19 protein-coding genes are annotated in these 17,778 nt (G+C 71.9%); 9 read left to right on the forward strand and 10 right to left on the reverse strand.

All coding sequences use genetic code 11. From position 1 onward, the window contains the following. Positions 1–17 precede the first annotated feature (17 nt). Positions 18–623, reverse strand: coding sequence for a dihydrofolate reductase family protein (locus PX701_RS12075; protein WP_275506419.1), 606 nt, complete (start codon positions 621–623; stop codon positions 18–20). A 273-nt stretch (positions 624–896) separates the two neighbouring features. Then, positions 897–1,907 (reverse strand): GlxA family transcriptional regulator, encoded by a 1,011-nt coding sequence (locus PX701_RS12080; protein ID WP_231431849.1) that lies wholly within the window; start codon positions 1,905–1,907, stop codon positions 897–899. A gap of 73 nt (positions 1,908–1,980) precedes the next feature. Here PX701_RS12080 and PX701_RS12085 point away from each other — a divergent pair, with 73 nt between their 5' ends. Further along, complete coding sequence (locus tag PX701_RS12085; RefSeq protein ID WP_275506420.1) at positions 1,981–2,766, forward strand: MBL fold metallo-hydrolase; 786 nt, start codon at positions 1,981–1,983, stop codon at positions 2,764–2,766. A gap of 69 nt (positions 2,767–2,835) precedes the next feature. Here the strand turns inward: PX701_RS12085 and PX701_RS12090 are convergent, their stop codons facing one another. After that, positions 2,836–4,128, reverse strand: coding sequence for an MFS transporter (locus tag PX701_RS12090; RefSeq protein WP_275506421.1), 1,293 nt, complete (start codon positions 4,126–4,128; stop codon positions 2,836–2,838). Positions 4,129–4,194: 66 nt separating this feature from the next. Here PX701_RS12090 and PX701_RS12095 point away from each other — a divergent pair, with 66 nt between their 5' ends. Beyond that, positions 4,195–4,773 carry a CGNR zinc finger domain-containing protein gene (locus tag PX701_RS12095; protein ID WP_275506422.1) on the forward strand — a complete coding sequence of 193 codons (579 nt, stop codon included), beginning with the start codon at positions 4,195–4,197 and terminating at the stop codon, positions 4,771–4,773. Positions 4,774–4,824: 51 nt separating this feature from the next. Continuing rightward, a complete protein-coding gene (locus tag PX701_RS12100; protein ID WP_231431845.1) occupies positions 4,825–5,250 on the forward strand; it encodes a VOC family protein in 426 nt (141 codons plus the stop codon). A gap of 3 nt (positions 5,251–5,253) precedes the next feature. Here PX701_RS12100 and PX701_RS12105 read toward each other — a convergent pair whose 3' ends face one another. Together PX701_RS12105 and PX701_RS12110 are read right to left on the reverse strand one after the other, a co-directional pair. After that, positions 5,254–6,159, reverse strand: a complete 906-nt coding sequence (locus tag PX701_RS12105) for an alpha/beta fold hydrolase (protein ID WP_275506423.1) — start codon at positions 6,157–6,159, stop codon at positions 5,254–5,256. Positions 6,160–6,171: 12 nt separating this feature from the next. Further along, on the reverse strand, positions 6,172–7,098 hold the full coding sequence (locus PX701_RS12110; RefSeq protein ID WP_275506424.1) for an alpha/beta fold hydrolase: 927 nt from the start codon (positions 7,096–7,098) through the stop codon (positions 6,172–6,174). 77 nt (positions 7,099–7,175) lie between these two features. Between PX701_RS12110 and PX701_RS12115 the strand changes: the two genes are divergently transcribed. Then, on the forward strand, positions 7,176–7,730 hold the full coding sequence (locus tag PX701_RS12115) for a TetR/AcrR family transcriptional regulator (protein WP_275506425.1): 555 nt from the start codon (positions 7,176–7,178) through the stop codon (positions 7,728–7,730). A gap of 638 nt (positions 7,731–8,368) precedes the next feature. On the opposite strand, the gene PX701_RS12120 is transcribed toward PX701_RS12115, so the two are convergent. Continuing rightward, positions 8,369–10,267 carry a choice-of-anchor A family protein gene (locus tag PX701_RS12120; RefSeq protein WP_275506426.1) on the reverse strand — a complete coding sequence of 633 codons (1,899 nt, stop codon included), beginning with the start codon at positions 10,265–10,267 and terminating at the stop codon, positions 8,369–8,371. Positions 10,268–10,492: 225 nt separating this feature from the next. Between PX701_RS12120 and PX701_RS12125 the strand changes: the two genes are divergently transcribed. Together PX701_RS12125 and PX701_RS12130 are read left to right on the forward strand one after the other, a co-directional pair. After that, positions 10,493–11,284: a siderophore-interacting protein gene (locus PX701_RS12125; protein ID WP_275506427.1), complete on the forward strand. Its 792-nt coding sequence runs from the start codon at positions 10,493–10,495 to the stop codon at positions 11,282–11,284. Between the two features lie 33 nt (positions 11,285–11,317). After that, on the forward strand, positions 11,318–11,845 hold the full coding sequence (locus PX701_RS12130) for a hypothetical protein (protein WP_231431838.1): 528 nt from the start codon (positions 11,318–11,320) through the stop codon (positions 11,843–11,845). A 24-nt stretch (positions 11,846–11,869) separates the two neighbouring features. On the opposite strand, the gene PX701_RS12135 is transcribed toward PX701_RS12130, so the two are convergent. Next, positions 11,870–12,823, reverse strand: coding sequence for a helix-turn-helix transcriptional regulator (locus tag PX701_RS12135; RefSeq protein ID WP_231431837.1), 954 nt, complete (start codon positions 12,821–12,823; stop codon positions 11,870–11,872). A gap of 63 nt (positions 12,824–12,886) precedes the next feature. Here PX701_RS12135 and PX701_RS12140 point away from each other — a divergent pair, with 63 nt between their 5' ends. Beyond that, positions 12,887–14,050, forward strand: coding sequence for an epoxide hydrolase family protein (locus PX701_RS12140; RefSeq protein ID WP_231431836.1), 1,164 nt, complete (start codon positions 12,887–12,889; stop codon positions 14,048–14,050). Positions 14,051–14,126: 76 nt separating this feature from the next. Here the strand turns inward: PX701_RS12140 and PX701_RS12145 are convergent, their stop codons facing one another. Both PX701_RS12145 and PX701_RS12150 read right to left on the reverse strand, forming a co-directional pair. Next, positions 14,127–14,621 carry a DUF2510 domain-containing protein gene (locus PX701_RS12145; RefSeq protein WP_275506428.1) on the reverse strand — a complete coding sequence of 165 codons (495 nt, stop codon included), beginning with the start codon at positions 14,619–14,621 and terminating at the stop codon, positions 14,127–14,129. Between the two features lie 98 nt (positions 14,622–14,719). After that, on the reverse strand, positions 14,720–15,568 hold the full coding sequence (locus PX701_RS12150; RefSeq protein ID WP_275506429.1) for an alpha/beta hydrolase: 849 nt from the start codon (positions 15,566–15,568) through the stop codon (positions 14,720–14,722). 149 nt (positions 15,569–15,717) lie between these two features. Between PX701_RS12150 and PX701_RS12155 the strand changes: the two genes are divergently transcribed. Both PX701_RS12155 and PX701_RS12160 read left to right on the forward strand, forming a co-directional pair. Continuing rightward, positions 15,718–16,299, forward strand: coding sequence for a TetR/AcrR family transcriptional regulator (locus tag PX701_RS12155; protein WP_231431833.1), 582 nt, complete (start codon positions 15,718–15,720; stop codon positions 16,297–16,299). 67 nt (positions 16,300–16,366) lie between these two features. Beyond that, positions 16,367–16,969 (forward strand): class I SAM-dependent methyltransferase, encoded by a 603-nt coding sequence (locus PX701_RS12160; RefSeq protein WP_231431832.1) that lies wholly within the window; start codon positions 16,367–16,369, stop codon positions 16,967–16,969. On the opposite strand, the gene PX701_RS12165 is transcribed toward PX701_RS12160, so the two are convergent. Continuing rightward, complete coding sequence (locus PX701_RS12165; RefSeq protein ID WP_275506430.1) at positions 16,929–17,696, reverse strand: EI24 domain-containing protein; 768 nt, start codon at positions 17,694–17,696, stop codon at positions 16,929–16,931. The genes PX701_RS12160 and PX701_RS12165 overlap by 41 nt on opposite strands. Between the last annotated feature and the right edge of the window lie 82 nt (positions 17,697–17,778).

Raw genomic sequence — 17,778 nt, forward strand, 5'->3', positions numbered from 1 at the left:
TCCTCCCGCTCAGACGTTCACCCGTCGACCCTGATCCCCGTCACCGGGACTCCGGCCCGGTCGTACGCGAGGCCGATCGCGCCGCTACGGTACGTGCGCGCGGGCTCGGCGAGGGTGAACGCCGCCGGCTTCACCCCGTCGCGGAAGACCCGCTTGCCGGTGCCGAACGCGACCGGGTAGACGAACAGGTTCAACCGGTCGACGAGGTCCTCGTCGAGGAGGGTCTGCAGCAGGTCGCCGCTGCCGATCGTGTGGATCTCCGTGAACCGCTCCTTCACGGCGGGCAGGTCGCGTGCGGCGTCGCCGAGCACGGTCGTGCCCTCCCACTCCGCGTCGCGGAGCGTGCGCGAGACGACGAACTTCGGCACCGAGTCGAACTTCTCGGCGATCGGACCCGTCTGGTGCGGCCAGTACGCCGCGAAGATGTCGTAGGTCTTGCGGCCGAGCAGCAGCGCGTCGAGCCGGTCGATGCCGGCCATGATGTCGGCACCGTTCTCGTCGTCGAGGTACGGCGCCTGCCATCCGCCGTACGGAAACCCGTGCTCCTCGTCTTCGTCGGGGCCGCCCGGGGCCTGGTACACCCCGTCGAGCGTGACGAACAGGTCGGCGGCGATGATGCCCATGATTCGCTCCTTCGCATGCCGGGCGGTACGGGCGCCTCGGCTCGTCGTCGGTGCGGTTCGCGGGCGTGCTCCGCACCGCTCCCCATCATTCGCGCCTTCGGCCCGGGATGGAACCCCCGGGCGGGATGCCGCAACAGCAGCGTCACCGGGCCGCCGCCCGGGCCGCGGCATCCCGGTCACGGATGCCTCGGCCTCCGCCGGCCGAGCTGTAGGAACTCGCGCGCGGCACGCCCGTGCCGGGTCCCGGATGATCGGCGTGCCGCGCGAGAGTTCCTACAGTTCCGCCGGGGATGCCGCCGCCGACGTGGGCCGAGAAGCTGTCGTCCGCCCTCGGAAGAGCGCGCGATGCGCCGCGGGGCTCACGCCGAGCCGGCGCTGGAAGTGGTGACGCAGCGTGACGGCGCTGCCGAAGCCCGATCTCGCGGCGACGAGCTCGACCGGGACGTCGTCGCTCTCGAGCATCGACCTCGCATGGTCGACGCGCTGCTCGAGCAGCCACTGCTGCGGACTCGTCGCCGTTCGATCGCGGAACCGCCTGGTGAAGGTGCGCCGGGAGAGGTGCACCGCCCTGGCCCACGAGTCGAGGTCGATCGGGTCGGCCACGCGCGCCCTGGCCCACGCCATCGCCACCTCGATGGGATCGTCGCCCGCGGGATCGGCGATCGGCACCGGGATGTACTGCGCCTGTGAGCCGCTGCGATGCGGTGCGAGCACGAGCGACCGGGCGTACCGGGTGGCCGCGGCGCTGCCGTGGTCGGCGCGAACGAGGTGCAGGCAGCAGTCGAGCGCGGCGGCGACGCCCGCGGAGGTGACGACGTCGCCGAGGTCCGACCAGAGGATGTCGCGGCGGACGACGACGCCGGGATGCTCGTCGGCGAGGCGGTCGGCGAGCGCCCAGTGCGTCGTGACCTCACGGCCGTCGGCGATGCCGGAGGCGGCGACGACGAACGCGCCGAGGCAGAGTCCGACGATGCGCACGCCGCGAGCGTGGGCCGTGCGGATCGACTCGAGCAGCCGCCCGGACGGCTCGCGATCGACGGACCAGCTCGGAATCACGATCGTATCCGCGTCGTCGAACGCCTCGAGCCCCGCGTCGACCGCGATCGAGAAGCCGGCTCCGGTCGTGAGCGAACCGGGCCGCTCGGCGCAGACCGTCACCCGGTAGAGCGCTTCGGCGCCGTCGAGGCCCGCCGCCCCGAGCACGAGCGTGGGCACCGAGAGGTGGAACGGGCTCATTCCGTCGAACGCGAGCACGACCACGCGGGGCAGGGGCGAGGCATCCATGTTGGCCCGATCTTATCGCAGCATCGCCTGCGGGCCACTGGCTCGACAGTGTTCGAGCCGCGAGCATCGGAACATGACCGAAACCTCCACGTCCACGACCACCGCCGCCACCGCCCTGTCCGTCCGTCTGGTCGGCGGCCCGACGCTCGCGTTCGAATACGCGGGCCTGACCTTCCTCACCGACCCCACCTTCGACGAGCCGGGCGTGTACCCGGGCCGCGTCGACCTGCACAAGCTCACCGGTCCGGCGCTCTCGCCCGACGAGCTCGGCCGCATCGATGTCGTGCTGCTCTCGCACGACGAGCACGCCGACAACCTCGACCACGCCGGGCGCGACCTGCTCGCCCGGGTGCCGAAGGTGTTCTCGACGCCCGGCGCGGCCGAGCGCATCCCAGGCGTGACGGGGCTCGAGAACTGGCAGACTGTGCAGGTCGGCGACGTCGAGGTGACCGGTGTTCCGGCGCTGCACGGCCCGGAGGGCGCCGAGGCCGTGACGGGCGTCGTGACCGGGTTCGTGCTGCGGGCTCCGGGCGAGCCGGTCGTGTACGTCTCGGGCGACAACGCCTCGGTCGACGTGGTGCGCGAGGTCGCCGAGCGGGTCGGGCCGATCGAGGTCGCGATCCTGTTCGCGGGCGGGGCGAACGTCGGCGCGTTCGGCGACGTCGACATCACGCTCAACTCGGGCACGGCGATCGCGGCGGCGATCGCGCTCGGCGATGCGCTGATCGTGCCCGTGCACGCCGAGGGCTGGGGTCACTTCACCGAGGGCGTCGACGAGCTCGCGCGCGCATTCGCACGAGCGGGGCTCGCCGATCGCCTCCGCGTGCCCGTCCGGGGCGGGAGCGTCTCCGTCGGCTGATCGGCCCGCCCCCGACCGGGTGCCCGCCGTGCCGCGACGGCGGGCACCCGCACCGCGCACGACCGGCGCTCAGTGCTGCTCGCCCACCGGCCCGGGCGCCCCGGCCAGACGACGTCGCCAGACGACGACGTAGCCGGCCGCGGCCACGACCGCGACGACGGTCGCGGCCGTGAAGACCGACTCGACGCCGAACGAGGCCGCGCCGAGGCCGGCGATCGCCGAGCCGAGGGGCAGCGCGCCCCAGCTGATGACGCGCGACGCGGCGTACACCCGGCCGATGAGCCCGGCGGGCGTCGTCCGCTGCCGGATGACCGAGACGACGATGCGCCAGATGCTCGAGCCCGCCCCTGCGACGACGACGCCGGCGGCGACGGCCCACAACGGCGCGCCGAACGCCGACGGGGCGACGAGGGCGATCGTGCCGAGGCAGTCGACGAAGAGCAGCACGCCACTGCCGAACGTGCGTTGCAGCGCGCTCGTCACGAGCGACGCGCCGATGCCGCCCGCGGCCATCGCCGTGAGCAGCCAGCCGTACGCGGCGGGGGAGAGGCCGAGCGGCCCTGGTGCGACGGCGTGCACGACGAAGAGCGCGAGCCACATGCCCCACACGAGGTTCATCGCCGCGGTGAGCAGCGTCAGCGAGCGCTGCAGCGGATGCCGCCACAGGAAGAGGATGCCGTCGCGCACCCGGCCGGCCCGGGCGGAAGGTGCGCCGCCGCCCGCCGTCGTCGCGACACCGGACCGCGACCGACGCCATCCCGCGGCCAGCCCGACGGCGGCGAGACCCGCGAGCGCGTACAGGCCGCTGCCCGTCGCGGCGGACAGCGCCGACGAGATGCCGACGAGCCATCCCGCGAGCGGTGGGCCGACGAGCTGGTTCGCGACGTTCACGGTCGCCTCGAGGCGGGCGTTCGCGCTCGTCAGGGCGCTGCCGGGCACGGTCGCCGGCACGGCGGCGACGAGCGACGTGTCGACGAGGGTCTCGGCGACACCGTAGACGAACGCGGCACCGAGCACGGCCGCGACGACGGGCCCGTCGAGCACGACGACGACGGCGAGCCCCGCGAAGGCGATCACGCGGATCGCGTTGACGGTCGCAAGCAGGCGCGGTGCGGGGACCCGGTCGACGATCCACCCCGCGTGCAGCCCGAAGAGCGGCCACGCGATCGTCGCGATCGTCGCGACGAGCGCGATCTCACCCGGCGACGCGCCGGCGGTGAGCGCGATGAGGGGCAGGGCGGTGAGCATGACCCCGTCGCCGAGGTTGGCGGCGCCCGCGCCGGCCCACAGCCAGCCGAACGGCCCGGGCTTCGTCGCCTCGTCGGTCGCCTCGTCGATCACCTCACCAGTAAAATGCTCCATAGCGGTGAGGCTACGCTTGGAGTGTGTAACCTGTCAATCCCATCGAACAGGTGAGAGAATGGGTCAGTGGAATTCGAACACGTCGCGAACTCCCTCGCGCTCGAACTCGTGAACTCGGTGACCGGCCGCGACCAGAAGACCGACTGGCTCGCCGACCCCGCGGTCGCCGCAGCGTGGGCCGACTCGCTCGAGCTGCCGCTCGAGGCGACGATCGACGAGCAGGGCCATCGGCGGCTCGCCCGGCTCCGCACCGCGATCACGGAGGTGTTCGCCGCGATCGCCGCGGGCGAGACCGGCGATCCCGCGGCGGTGCGCGTCATCGCCCACGCCCACGCCCGCGGCCTCGAGGCCCACGGATTCGTCGTCGACGGAGCATCCGTCTCGCGCGACTGGCCCGAGCGCTGGGGCGTCGAGGCCCTCGTCGCCCGCTTCGCCGAGTCGGCGGTCGACGAGCTCACGGGCGACCGGCTCGCGCGCGTGAAGGAGTGCCCGAGCTGCGGTTGGCTGTTCGTCGACACGAGCCGCAACCACGCGCGCCGCTGGTGCTCGATGGAGATGTGCGGCAATCGCGACAAGGCCTACCGGCACTACCATCGCCGTCGCACCGCGATCGACCCGGTGGAGGATGTCGCGGGCCCGGCGTAGCCTGTGCCGCGTGACGGCCGCGACCGCCGGCCGCTCGAGGAGGGACGGACGATGGCCAACCTGGTCGTGCACTTCGAGATCCACGCGAGCGAGCCGCAGCGGCTCGTCGACTTCTACTCCCAGCTGCTCGGGTGGAGCTTCACGCAGTTCGGCGACACGCCCTACTGGGTGATCGACACCGGTGAGGGCGCCATCGGCAACGTCGAGGGCAAGCCGGGCAACGGCATCAACGGCGGGCTCACGCAGCGACAGGGTCCTGCGCCCGAACCCGGTGCCGCGGTCAACGGCTGCAACATCGTGGTCGGCGTCGATGACGTCGATGCCCTCTTCGCGCGAGGCATCGAACTCGGCGGGACCGAGGCGCTGCCGCCCGAGGACATGGAGGGCGTCGGCCGCGGCGCCTACCTCCACGACCCCGACGGCAACCTGTTCGGGCTCATCACGCCGGTGATGAGCGACGGCACGACGGCCATGTAGTGCTCACCCCGCGCGCTCGAACCAGTCGAGTGCGAGCGCCGAGACATCGTCGGGGGCGTCGTCGGTGATGAAGTGCGCGGCGCCGTCGACGAAGGCGAACTCGAGGCGGTCGGCGAACCGGGCCGGATCGCCCGAGATCCGCCGCACGAGGTCTTCGGTGAACGGCTCGTCGTGGCGGCCGAACACGATCAGCGTCGGGGCATGCAGGCGCTGCTTCTTGTAGGCCCCGCGGAAGATCCGGCCCGCCTCGGGCAGGATCATGCCGCGGTACAGCCTGCCGATCGCGCCGTCGATCTCGGGTCGGCGCGTCGGTGAGAGGTACGACTCCACCGTCTCGGGCGCGAAGCCCTGCGCCGCGTACTCGTCGGTGAAGAGCCAGGCGAGCGAGCGGCCGCGTCGGTGCAGGCTGAGCGGCGGCAGGTGATCGAGCCCGCTCATCAGCTTCGGGCTGAACGACATGAACGTCGGCGGCACCGAGAGCATCACCATCGAGGCGACGCGCTCGGGGTGGGCATAGGCGAACTGCGCTCCCGTGATCGCACCCATGTCGTGGCAGACGAGCCGCACCCGGTCGACCTCGAGCACGTCGAGCAGGGCGACGAGGTCGTGCAGTCGCGTCTCGCGCCGGATGCGCGGTTCGTCGGCCGCCGTCCAACCCGCGCCGCGGAGGTCGGGGCAGATCGCCCGGTACCCGTGCTCGGCGAGCCGCGGTGCGATCTCGCGCCACTGCCACCAGTGCTGCGGGAATCCGTGCAGCAGCACGACCGGCTCGCCCTCGCCGATCGCGGCGACATGGCTGCGCAGGCCGGGCGTCTCGACGACGAAGTGGTCGAAGCCGGTCGCCGCAGGCAACGGCGGCGACCAGGTCGACGCGTCGGCGGGGACGGTGCGGGGAACGGATGCGTCCATGATGCCCTCCGGCTACTCGGTGCGTGGGGACGGCTCAGCCGTGCGCCCGAAGTGGTCGAGCGCGAGCTCGGCGACCGCGTCGGGCGCATCGTCGACGATGAAGTGCGCGGCGTCGTCGACGAACGCGAGCCCGAAGTCGTCGGCGTACCGGTCGGCGTCGCGGCACAGTCGCCTGATGAGCGACTCGTCCCAGGGGTGGTCGAGGCGGCCGAACACGACGAGCGTCGGGGGGTGCAGCCGCTGTCGGCGGTACTCGCCGCGTGCGAACCGCAGCGACATCGGTATCGCCATGCCGCCGAAGATCCGGCGGACGGCGCCGTCGACCTCGGGGCGCGACGCGGGCGCCAGGTGCGCCGCGACCGTCGCAGCCGACGGCGGGTGCGCGATGTGGCCCTCGTCGTAGAGCCAGTCGAGCGAGCGGCCCGGGCGGTGCGCGAGGAGCCGCGGCATGTGCCGGAACCCCGGCGCGAGCTTCGGGCTGAACCCCATGAAGAACGGCGGCACCGAGAGCTGCACGAGGGAGCGAACGCGCTCGGGATGCCGGTACGCGAGCTGAGCGGCCGGGATCGCGCCCATGTCGTGGGCGAGGAACCGCGATCGTTCGAGGGCGAGCGCGTCGAGGAGGGCGATCAGGTCGTCGAGGTACGTCTCGGGCCCGATGCGCGGGTCGACCGCCTCGGTCCAGCCCGTGCCGCGCAGGTCGGGGCAGACGGCCCGAAAGCCGGCGGTGGCGAGCCGTGGCGCGACCTCCCGCCACATCCACCAGTGTTCGGGGAATCCGTGCAGCAGCACGACGGGTTCGCCCTCGCCGATCGTCGCCACGTGGCTGCGCAGTCCGGGCGTCTCGACGACCAGATGCTCGAAGCCGGGCGCGTCGGGCAGCGGCGGCGACCAGGTGGGTGCTCGGGCCTCGAGCGTGTGGCGTGCGTGCTCGTCCATGACGACTCCTTCGTCGCGGCGCTACTACGTTCGTAGTAGGACTATGTTCATAGTAGACCCGAACGAGCGAGGTGTACATGCCCACGACCCGAGATCGTGCCCTCGATGCGGCGATCGAGCTGCTCGGCACCGAGGGGGTGCGCGCGCTCACCCACGCCAGGGTCGATGCGGCCGCCGGGCTGCCCGCCGGCAGCACCTCGAACTGGTTCCGCACCCGCAGGTCGCTCCTCGCCGGCTGCGTCGACCACCTCGCCGAGCAGGAGCGCGCCGACTTCGACTCCTCCGGCGCGCCGGCCCCCCGCAGCCCCGACGAGTTCGTCGAGGGGCTCTGCCAGATCTTCGACCTGCAGACCGGACCGCTCGCCGCGAGAACCCGAGCGCGGTACTCGCTGTGGCTCGAGCTCGGCAGCGACCCCGAGCTCGGCGCCCCGCTGCGCCGGCAGCGACTCGAGTTCGAACGCTGGACGGAAGCCTTCCTGGTCGGCTTCGGCATGCCGCACCCGGCGACCGCGACGAAGACCGTCATGGCGCTCGGCGACGGACTGGTCCTGCACCGGCTCACCGTCGACCCGGTGCTCGACGCGCGACCCCTCCTCGAGCGGGCGGTGCGCGCACTCATGGCAGAGGCGTAGCGGTCGCACAGCCCGAGGCGAGGCATCCGGGCAATGCTCGCTGCCGACGTGAGGAGCCAGCCATGACCGACCGAACCGACGCCCGATCGACGAACACCGCCCGCGAGGCCGACCGCCGCTGGGTCGACGCCGACGGCAACGAGATCGACGAGGACCACCGGGGCCTCGTCCACGACATCCGCACCCTCGTCGATCGCCGTCGCGCACTCGGCATCTTCGGCGGCATCGGGCTCACGACGCTGCCCTCGTCGGAGCCGGCGTCTGCCTCTGGCGCTGCGATCGCGCCGGGAACTACTCGTTGTGCTCCCCGGGCGTCGAGCACGAGAACTACCCGCGCGGCGTGCAGGCGACCGACGAGACGGGTACCGTGCGGTCCACCTCGATCTACCCCGCATGCTATTTCGGGGCGCCGGCCGCACATCCACTTCGAGATCTGCTCCGACGTCGACAACGCGGTCGCCTCGGGGCCGATCGTGAAGACCTCGCAGATCGCGCTGCCCGAAGAGGTCGACTTGCTCGTCTGCGCGACGAGCGGCGATGAGCAGAGCGTGCGCGGCGCCACCCCGAGAACGAGGATGCCTCGTGCCGCAGGTGCGGCACGAGGCATCCTCGTTCGATCAGGGCCGGAACCCCGTTGCTCAGGCCTTCCGGCGGCGGGCGGCTACGAACAGTGCGGCACCGACCAGCAGGGCGAGCCCGCCGGCGATCATCGGCGCGAGGCCGTCGAAGCCCGTCTCGGCGAGGTCGCCGTCACCCGGAGTCGCCGGGCTGGATGGCGACGGGCTCGGCGACGGGCCGGGCCCGGGCGACGGCGTCGGCGTCACCGCGGCGGCGGTGTTCGTCACCGTGACCTCGACGTTCTCGCCGTCGGCGATCGTGACGGTCGAAGCGCTGAGCTCGGGCGTGCCCCACTCGATGCCGTCGATCGCGGGCAGGTCGACCTCTTCGAACGTGACGACCGTGCCGGCGGGCAGGTCCTGCGGTCCGTCCACGACCGTGCCGTCGGCCGGCAGCGAGAGTGCTCCGTCGACGGTCTCGCCGCCGAGGTCGTACGAGTACGCGAGCGTGAAGGTCGTGCCGGCGGGAACATCGCCCGCCGCGTCGCCCTCGATCTCCTTCGAGGCCGAGAAGCCGCCGGCCGTCGTGACGACGTCGGCTCCGGCGCGGTTCGTGACGCTCACGAGCGTGTTCGCGCCCTCGGCGATCGTGACCTGTTCGGGACTGATCGTCGGGGTGCCCCATTCGACACCGGGGACGGCGGGCAGGTCGACCTCCTCGAAGTCGACGATCGTGCCGACCGGCAGGTCCTGCGGGCCGTCGACGACCGTGCCGTCGGCGAGGAGGGTGAGCTGGTCGGTGACGGTCTCGCCGTCGAGGTCGTACGAGTACGCGAGCGTGAACTCGGTCTCGGCGGGCACGTCGCCGGCTTCGGGGCCGGACACGGTCTTCGCGGCCGAGAAGCCGCCGACCTTCTGGCAGCCGAGCGGGCCGCCGCCGGTCCAGGGGTAGTTGTGCAGCTCGTTGCCCGCGCCGCGGGTGGTGAGGTCGCCGCCGACGTGCACGCGACCGTTGGTCGAGGCTGTGATCTCGGCGTCGGCGTTCGGCGCGAGGATCGAGCCCATGACCTGGCTCGTGCCGCCGACGAGCAGCGTCGTCGTGTCGGTGAAGTTCCAGAGGATGCGCGATGCGGCGTTGCCGAACTCGGCGCTCGTGAGGTCGTCGACGCGCACGCCGTCGATCGCGAAGTAGTTCGGCGCGAACGCCACGTCGTCGCCGCCGGTGACGTTGATGACGATCGGCGCATCCGTGGGCACCGAGGTGAACGTGATCTCGGTGATCGCCGAGATCGCACCGGTGTCGAGCGTGAAGACCTGCGGGTCGTCGCCGGGCGTGCCGACGAACTCGACCTGGTTGCCCGAGACGAGCGTGGTGCCGGTGGCAGGGTGGCCCGCGAGATCGGCCGAGGCGTCGGCGACGACGGTGTGGAAGTCGGCGTTCGGGTCCATCGCGGCGGCCTGGCCGAGGCCGGTCTGGGCTCCGCCGCCGTTCGTGACGACGGTGCCGGTCGAGGTGCCGCCGACCTTCACGGCGCCGCCACCGGTGATGTTCGCGCCGACGTCGAGCGTCGTCGTCGCGCCGACGACGAGGTCGCCGCCGACCGCGAGCATGGTCTCGCCGCCCGCCGGCACGATGCCCGAGCCCGCGCCGACCACGCCGACGTTGAACACGCCGCCGCTCGTCTTGTCGAAGGTCGCGTTGCCGCGCACGAGCAGGAGCCCCTCGGATTCGGCCGCGCTCGAGGTCGCGTGGAAGTCGCCTCCGGCGTAGACCGCGACATTCGAGTCGGTGTACGTGGGCACCGAGCCGATCGGCGGGGCTTCGCCGTCGGGCGGGCAGAGCGGCAGCGGTTCGGCGGCGTTGGCAGGCGCGGCGGGCGCCGCGGTGGCGAGTGCCACGGCGCCGATCAGGGCCAGGCTTCCGGCGGCGGCGATGGTCGCGCCCGTGCGGAGGGCGCGTCGGATTCGTTGGGGCTTCACGTCTCGGGCTCTCTGTGTTGCAGACGGGGGGATGAGTCGGCGTCGTGCGGGCGCACGATGATCCCACTCGAACAGAGAGACGGTGACGGCGGCGAATCATGACGCAGGTCGCGCGAGTTTTTCAGGTTTCCTTTCGAAGGGCCGGCCGTCGGGGCGTGTCGAGCGGGATGCGCGATCGGTTCGCATCAGTTAGGTTAGGTTTACCTAAGTAGCATGGAGGGCCCTGTGGCAGTCAGCAACATCGCGATCACGCACGCATCGAGCGGCGTCGTCGAGGCCGAGGTCACGAGGGCGGCGCGAATCTCGCCGCACTTCGTGCGCCTGACCGTCGCGGGCGACGGGATCGCCGACTGGCGCCACCTCGGATTCGACCAGTGGTTCCGGCTCGCGGTGCCGACCGCCGGCGACACTCGCTTCGACAACCTCGCCGAGACGTACGACATGGCCGGCTATCTCCGCTACCTGACGCTGCCGAAGGCGACGCGACCCGTCATCCGCAACTACACCGTGCGCGAGTTCCGCGCCGAGACGGGGGAGATCGACATCGACTTCGTCGTGCACGGCGAGGCCGGTGTGGCCGGGCCCTGGGCGAACGACCTGCCGGTCGGTGCGCGGGTCGCGCTCATCGACCAGGGTTGCGGCTTCCAGCCGGTCGAGTCCGACTGGACGCTGCTCGTCGGCGACGAGAGCGCCCTGCCCGCGGTGCTCGGCATCCTGCGCGACCTTCCGCACGACACCCGGGGTCACGCCATCGTCGAGATCCCCGACGCCGACGACTTCCAGCACGTCGATGCGCCGGCCGGCTTCGATGTGCACTGGGTCATCCGCCGGCCCGAAGCGCCCGCCGGGCGCACCGCCCTCGAGCACCTGCGCGAGCTGCCGTTCCCCGACGGCAGGGTCTACGCGTTCGCCGCAGGCGAGTCGAAGCTGGCGACCGGCGCCCGCCGTCACCTCGTGAACGAGCGCGGCGTGCCGAAGCGGAACGTGTCGTTCTGCGGGTACTGGCGCGCCCGCTGAGCGGCCGGGTCGCCGCGGTCGTAGACTGCGAAGATGGAGGCTCCGTCCAGCACCACGCTGGTCGTCGTCGGAGATGAGACGGCGAGTGCCATCCACGCGCTCGAGAGGTTCGCGAACGTGCGGGCCGCATCGCTGCCCGATGCCTCCGACGCCGAGGTCGCCCGTTGGTCGTCGGGTTCCGATGCCCCGTACGTCGTGCACGACCACGACCCGCTCGCGCACGTCGCCGCGGCCTGGGTGGAGTTCTTCGACGACCTCTCGACCTACGGCGTGCTCGAGCTCGAGATCGCCCGGGCGCTCGAGGCGGCAGGGCGGCACGATCTCAGCGTGCCCGACTACTACGTCGTGATCCACCCCGAGAACCTGCCGGTCACGTGGAAGCACTGGTGGCTCGGCGTGCTCGCGAGCGCGTCGCCCAGTCGCGTCATCCCGTGGCCCGATGCCGACGCCTCGCTCGCGCAGCTGCTGCGCCGGTTGCCCGCCGCGCGGGCGTGGCCGGAGGTCGGCACCTGGCTGCCCACGGTCGCCGCCGCGGTGCCCGACCGCGTCGGACTCGGGTGAGCACGAGCCCGATGCCCCGGCGATTCAACCGGAAGCGGCTCGGGCGTACCGCTCGGAGTAGGTGCGCAGCACCGAACGGAGTTCGGCGGGCGACTCGACCGTGAAGTCCATGCCGAGCATGCCGATGTACGCCGCGATGGTCTCGAGGCTGTCGGCACCCGTCATCAGGACCGAGGTGCCGTCGTCGACCGGTTCGACGGCGCCGACCGCGGGATTGATGCGATCGAGCACGGCCTCGGCGGACGCGGCGATGTGCAGGCGGGCGTGCACGTTCCAGCCCGTCGTCGCGATCGTGCGCATCGCGAAGGCCGTCGGGTCGCCGCCCGGCACCGGCTGCGGATCGAATCGCCGCCGGGTCGGCATGCGGGGCTCGATCCAGTCGACCCGGTAGGTGCCCCACACGCTGCTGCGCGGGTCGCGCGCGATCAGGTGCCAGCGTCGCTGCCAGCTCAGCAGCCGATAGGGCTCGACGAGCACGGGTTCGCCCTTGAAGTCGAAGCGGAGCCACTCGACGTCGCGGATCGCGGCGGCGACGGCCTGCAGCACTGCGGGGTCGACCTCGGGGTCGGGGGCGTCGGTCCCCGTGTTCTCGGGGGCGCGATCGACCGTTCCGTGCAGGGCGGCGACGGTCGGCCGCAGCCTGGCGGGCAGCACCTGCTCGAGCTTCGCGAGCGCCCGCCCGCTCGATTCCTCGATGCCGGCGACGCCGGTGGCGGCGCGCAGGCCGACCGCGACCGCGATCGCCTCCTCGTCGTCGAGCAGCAGCGGCGGCAGCTTGCCGCCGGCGCCGAGCCGGTAGCCGCCGGCCGCGCCGCGGGTCGCGTCGACGGGGTAGCCGAGCTCGCGGAGGCGATCGATGTCGTTGCGGATGGTGCGCGGCGTGACGTCGAGGCGCCGGGCGAGCTCGGACCCGCTCCAGTCGGGGCGAGACTGCAGCAGCGAGAGCAGGGCGAGGAGGCGCGCGGCGGTGTCGGTCATCGCGTCGATCTTCCTTCCGAATCAGGAACGAATCATGCCTATATCGAACGTACCGTCGAAGACATGAACACGACCAGCGCTTCCACTGCCATCCGCCCGTTCCGCATCGAGGTCGCCGAGGCCGAACTCGACGACCTGCGCGAGCGCCTCGCGCGCACCCGGCTGCCCCAGCCCGCCCCGGTCGACGACTGGGATGCCGGCACGCCGAACTCCTATCTCCGCGAGGCCGTGGACCGCTGGCGCGAACTCGACTGGCGCGCCGTCGAGGCCCGCATCAACGCGGTGCCGCACTTCATCACCGAGGTCGACGAGCAGCCGATCCACTTCATCCACGTGCGCTCGCCGCACCCGGGCGCGACGCCGCTGCTGCTCGCGCACACCTACCCCGGCTCGTCGGTCGACTACCTCGACCTCATCGGTCCGCTCGTCGACCCGGTCGCGCACGGCGGCCGCGCCGAGGACGCGTTCGACGTCGTGGTGCCCGACGCCCCGGGCTTCGGCTCCTCGAACCCGGTCGGGGCCGGTTGGACCACTGCCCGCGTGGCCCGCGCCTACGACGAGCTCATGCGCCGGCTCGGGTACGACGAGTACGGCATCCACGGCTCCGACAACGGCGCGCTCGTCGCCCGCGAGCTCGGCCTGCTGAACCCAGACGGCTTCCTCGGGCTCCACGTGCTGCAGCTCTTCTCGTTCCCCTCGGGCGACCCCGCCGAGTTCGAACGGCTCGAGCCGCAGGACTACGCGGGCCTCGAGCACATGCAGTGGTTCCAGTCGGTCGGCGGCTACAACACCATGAATGCGAGCCGTCCGCAGACCGTCGCGGTCGGGCTCAGCGACTCGCCGGTCGGGCTGCTCGCCTACAGCGAGCTCTTCAACTCCTTCGGCAACGGCACGTCGCTCGTGCCGCTCGACGCGATCCTCACCGAGGTCAGCGTCAACTGGTTCGCGAACGCCGCAGCGGGAATGAGCCGCATGTACCTCGAGGACGCCCGTGCGGCTGCGGCGGCGGCCGCGGCGGGGGACACCCCCGCCGTGAACGCGGCGCCCACCGGGGTCGCCGTGTTCGCCGACGACTTCCAGACGATCAGGGTCTTCGCCGAGCGCGACAACTCGAACATCGTGCACTGGAGTCGCTTCGACCGCGGCGGGCACTTCGCGGCGCTCGAGGTGCCCGAGCTCGTCGTCGGAGACATCCGGGAGTTCTTCGCGGGGCTGCGCTCGAGCTGAGCGCAGATCGCCGACCCGGATGCCGTGGGCCCGTGCTCACGGCATCCGCTCGCGTTTGCGCGCGCGAGTCGCCGGCTTAGTTGCTCGCGACGAAGACGAGGGCGAGAAGCGGCGCGACGAGCGCGAGGAGCGCCGGCGCGGCGAGCAGTCCGATGCCGCCGAACAGCCCGGTGAGGGCGGCACCTCGGCCGATGCCGTCGAGCTGCCCCGCTCGATGCGCGCCGATCGCGCCGAACACGATCGCTAGCACCATGAGCACGAACGCGGGCAGGCCGCCGATCCAGACGAGGACGACCCCGACCGTTTGAGCTCTGGGGTCCGGAAGGAACGTGAGCATCATCGGGAGGAGCCAGAAGCAGACCCCGACGCCGAGCGCCCAGAAGAAGACGGTGCGGGCCCACCGCGCGATGCGATTCGTCGCGTCGGGCGCTGGCGGTCCCCAGCCCTGCAGCGGCTTCGGGGCGAACCCGGTCTCGGACCAGCGGTGCCCGTCCCACCAGCGGAGGACGTCCGGTGCCTCGGGGTCCTCGTACCATCCCGGCGGCGCCGAGATCGTCGGGTCTGCGCTCATCCTCTACCTCCTCGGGGGTTGGTCGATGCTATCGGGATACGGCGAAGGCGCGGACCCATGCGGGTCCGCGCCTTCCGCGCGACGTGCGGGCTGTTCGGTCAGGCGACCTGCCCCTGCGTCGCCTGCGCGTGCTCGGTCGCCCAGTTCAGCGCGAACTCGGCGACCTCCTCCCAGCCGTCCTGGCTGACGATGCGGTGCGTGCGGCCCGCGAACTCGCGGTACTCCACGACCGACGGGCTGCCGGTCTGCGTGTACTTCTTGACGATCGCCCGGCCGATCGCCGGCGGCACGACGTGGTCGATCTCGCCGGTGATGACGAGCAGCGGGGCGCGGTCGGGCTTCGCGTAGTCGACGTGGGTCACGCCGCCCTTCTCGTTGATCGTCGAGGCGACGCCCTCGAAGAAGACGCGGTTGTACGAGTTCACCGCGAACTCCTCCCACAGGCGGTCGGATGCCTCGCGGGCGAGGTCGTTGCCGAAGGTGAAGTGGAAGTGGGCCTTCGAGAGGGGCTTCGCGCCGTTGCGGTCGAACGGGTTCGCGAGGATCGGGAAGCCGGTGCGGAGGGTCGATGCCGGCAGCGTCGTGATGCCGGCGGCCTGCCCGGGCTCGACGCCCACGTAGGCGGCGCCGAGGCCGCGGTCGGCGAGCATCTGGGTGATCACGCCGCCGAAGGAGTGGCCCATGATGATCGGCTTCTCGGGGAGGGCGCGGATGATGCGCTCGTAGTGGTCGGCGATCTGCTTCAGGCCGATGCCCTTCAGCGCCTCGGGGTTCGAGCGGATGTCGGCGACGTCGCGGTCGTCGATGCCGGGCCACCCCGGGACGATGACCTCGTGGCCGCGGGCCCGGAAGTACTCGGCCCAGGTGTCCCAGCTCTTCGGGGTCATCCAGAGTCCGTGGACGAGGACGATGGTGGCCTTGCTGTCGTTCGCGCCGGTGGTGTTCATGGTTCCTGCTCCTTCTGGTGGGCGATCGGTGACCGCTTCGTGATCTGTGAAGTAGAACGATCGTTCTATCTCTTTGTATTCCCAGAATGTACGCCCACAGCGGAACGGATGTCAAGCAAAAAGAGAAAGATCGTTCTATCATTTTTGATATGGCCGCACGAACCACTTCCACGGGCGCCTCCGCAGCGCGCGAACGACTGCTGCAGACCGCGTCGGAGCTCTTCTACCGCGAGGGCATCCACGCGGTCGGCGTCGACCGCATCATCGCCGAGGCGGGCGTCACCCGCGCGACGTTCTACCGTCACTTCCCGAGCAAGGAGGATCTCGTCGAGGCCTACCTCGGCGTCGAGGACGCGAACATCCGAGGAGCGTTCGACGCGGCGGAGGCGTCGGGAGCCGAGCCGGGGCAGCTCGTCGGACTCGTGATCGAGGGGCTCGCCGACGACGTCGCACGGCATCACACGCGCGGTTGCCCGTTCATCAACGCCGCGGCCGAGTACCCCGACCCCGAGAGCGGCGTGCGGCGCGCCGTCGCCGAGCACCGCGAGTGGTTCCGGTCCGAACTCGAGAAGGTGCTCGGCGCCGCCGAGGCCGACGACCCAGGGGCGACGGCCGGTCAGCTCGTGCTGCTGCGCGACGCGGCGATGGTCGGCGGCTACCTCGACGGGTGGGAGCGAGTCCGTCCCTCGTTCATCGCCGCGGCGACGCGCACCGCCGGTCTCGATCGCTGACTCCCCGAGGCATCCCCCGCTTCGCGAGGTCGATGACAGCGTCGCCGAAGCGCGGTAGCGTGCCGGAATGACCTCAGCCCGACCGGTCGATCGCGACGCGATCGACGACCTCGAGCGCGAACTGCTCGGCCGCGTGCGCGGGCGCGTGCTCGAGATCGGTGCGGGCGAGGGCGAGAACTTCGGGGCGTTCGACCTCGATGTCGAGTGGATCGGCTTGGAGCCCGACGCCGACCGTCGCGCGGAGCTCGCGACGCGGGCGCGCGAGTGGCGTCACACCGCCGAGCCGCTCGGCGCGGTCGCCGAGGCGATTCCGCTGCCCGACCACTCGGTCGACGCCGTCGTCGGCACCTACGTGCTCTGCTCGGTGGCCGATCAGGCCGCCGCGCTCGCCGAGGTGCGACGGGTGCTCGTGCCCGGCGGCCTGGTGGTCTTCGTCGACCACGTCGCCGCGCCGCCCCGAACGCTGAAGCGGGCGGTGCAGCGCGTCGCGACGCCGATCTCCAAGCGGTGGTGCCACGGCTGCCATTGGGATCGCGAGACCGAGCGAGCGCTCCTCGACGCGGGGTTCATCGGCACCGACGTGCGACGGATGCGCGCGAAGTCGCTGCCGTTCGGCCCCGTGCCGATCCTCATGTTCGAGGGGCGTGCGCCGGATCGAACGACGACGTAACCCCGTCGAGCGCCGCCCGCGCGAGCATCGTCGACCCGGCCACCGCGGCCGGCATCGTGAACACCGCCCCGAGCGGCACCATGAAGCAGAGCTGGGTCGCGACGCCGAAGCCGAACATGGCCCCGCGATGCCCGCGCAGCAGCCTGCGGCGGTCGGCCCCGTGCAGGTCCCGCGCCGCGAAGGCGCGCGACACGAGCTCGGCGGCGAGCAGCCGTCCGGAGAGCACGACGCCCAGCACCGGGCCGACGACCGCGCCGACGAGCGGCACGAAGCCCACGAGCCCGACGCCGATCGCGATGAGCGCGCCGAACCCGATGAGCGCGAGGGAGTCGCCGACCGCGCGCCAGAACCCCGCGCCCTGCTCGGGAACGGGGCCGCCGAGGTCGGTCTCGACCGCGCGCCAGATGCGTTCGTAGAACGGGTCGCCGACCGCGAGCGTGACGGCCGTGAACGTGACCGCGGCCAGCACCACGGCGGCCGCGAAGACGACCGTGCCGAGCACGCCCCGCACGATGCCCGGCCAGGGGTCGACCCAGTCGTCGGCGAACGGCGTGAGCCAGTCGGTGATGGACGGCAGTCCGAATCCGAGGCCGACGAGCCCGCCGACGACCACGACGAACACGATCGCGGCGGGAATCAGGCCGAGGAACATGATGCCCGGCCGCTTCGACCAGAACGCGAAGCCGCGCGCGAGCATCCGCACGCCCGAGAGGAATCCGCCGATCACCCGCCCAGCCTAGGCGTGCGCCTCGCCCCCTCCCGAGCCATTGCGCACGCCGTCGGATCCTGCAAGACTCGCGCGACAGGTG

It is taken from the genome of Agromyces chromiiresistens (assembly GCF_029167465.1).
GTDB classification, from domain to species: Bacteria; Actinomycetota; Actinomycetes; order Actinomycetales; family Microbacteriaceae; genus Agromyces; species Agromyces chromiiresistens.